Here is a 1,734-nt window from a genome sequence, read left to right on the forward strand (position 1 = left end):
CGCACGAAGGTATCTTCAGGTAAGGAGGTGATCCAACCGCAGGTTCCCCTACGGTTACCTTGTTACGACTTCACCCCAGTCATGAATCACAAAGTGGTAAGCGCCCTCCCGAAGGTTAAGCTACCTACTTCTTTTGCAACCCACTCCCATGGTGTGACGGGCGGTGTGTACAAGGCCCGGGAACGTATTCACCGTGGCATTCTGATCCACGATTACTAGCGATTCCGACTTCACGGAGTCGAGTTGCAGACTCCGATCCGGACTACGACGCACTTTATGAGGTCCGCTTGCTCTCGCGAGTTCGCTTCTCTTTGTATGCGCCATTGTAGCACGTGTGTAGCCCTGGCCGTAAGGGCCATGATGACTTGACGTCATCCCCACCTTCCTCCGGTTTATCACCGGCAGTCTCCTTTGAGTTCCCGACCGAATCGCTGGCAACAAAGGATAAGGGTTGCGCTCGTTGCGGGACTTAACCCAACATTTCACAACACGAGCTGACGACAGCCATGCAGCACCTGTCTCACGGTTCCCGAAGGCACTAAGGCATCTCTGCCGAATTCCGTGGATGTCAAGGCCAGGTAAGGTTCTTCGCGTTGCATCGAATTAAACCACATGCTCCACCGCTTGTGCGGGCCCCCGTCAATTCATTTGAGTTTTAACCTTGCGGCCGTACTCCCCAGGCGGTCGACTTAACGCGTTAGCTCCGGAAGCCACTCCTCAAGGGAACAGCCTCCAAGTCGACATCGTTTACGGCGTGGACTACCAGGGTATCTAATCCTGTTTGCTCCCCACGCTTTCGCACCTGAGCGTCAGTCTTTGTCCAGGGGGCCGCCTTCGCCACCGGTATTCCTCCAGATCTCTACGCATTTCACCGCTACACCTGGAATTCTACCCCCCTCTACAAGACTCTAGCCTGCCAGTTTCAAATGCAGTTCCCAGGTTAAGCCCGGGGATTTCACATCTGACTTGACAGACCGCCTGCGTGCGCTTTACGCCCAGTAATTCCGATTAACGCTTGCACCCTCCGTATTACCGCGGCTGCTGGCACGGAGTTAGCCGGTGCTTCTTCTGCGGGTAACGTCAATCGACGCGGTTATTAACCGCATCGCCTTCCTCCCCGCTGAAAGTACTTTACAACCCGAAGGCCTTCTTCATACACGCGGCATGGCTGCATCAGGCTTGCGCCCATTGTGCAATATTCCCCACTGCTGCCTCCCGTAGGAGTCTGGACCGTGTCTCAGTTCCAGTGTGGCTGGTCATCCTCTCAGACCAGCTAGGGATCGTCGCCTAGGTGAGCCGTTACCCCACCTACTAGCTAATCCCATCTGGGCACATCCGATGGCGTGAGGCCCGAAGGTCCCCCACTTTGGTCCGAAGACGTTATGCGGTATTAGCTACCGTTTCCAGTAGTTATCCCCCTCCATCGGGCAGTTTCCCAGACATTACTCACCCGTCCGCCACTCGTCACCCAAGAAGCAAGCTTCTCTGTGCTACCGTTCGACTTGCATGTGTTAGGCCTGCCGCCAGCGTTCAATCTGAGCCATGATCAAACTCTTCAATTAAAAGTTCGATTTGCTGCAACAAGTGCAGCGATGCTCAAGTGTAAAACGTCATAATGAATTTCATTATGTGTTCACTCTTAAGACTTGATATTTTTTTGCGTCCGGAGACGCTTGATATCAATCCTGCGAGTGCCCACACAGATTGTCTGATAAATTGTTAAAGAGCGTTGCG

1 rRNA gene is annotated in these 1,734 nt (G+C 53.7%); it reads right to left on the reverse strand.

Annotated elements, in window-relative coordinates:
- Positions 1-20: 20 nt before the first annotated feature.
- Positions 21-1,562, reverse strand: a 16S ribosomal RNA gene (locus ACA373_RS22100).
- Positions 1,563-1,734 lie beyond the last annotated feature (172 nt).

This window comes from Erwinia sp. STN24 (genome assembly GCF_041320675.1).
In the GTDB taxonomy this organism is placed as follows: domain Bacteria; phylum Pseudomonadota; class Gammaproteobacteria; order Enterobacterales; family Enterobacteriaceae; genus Erwinia; species Erwinia aeris.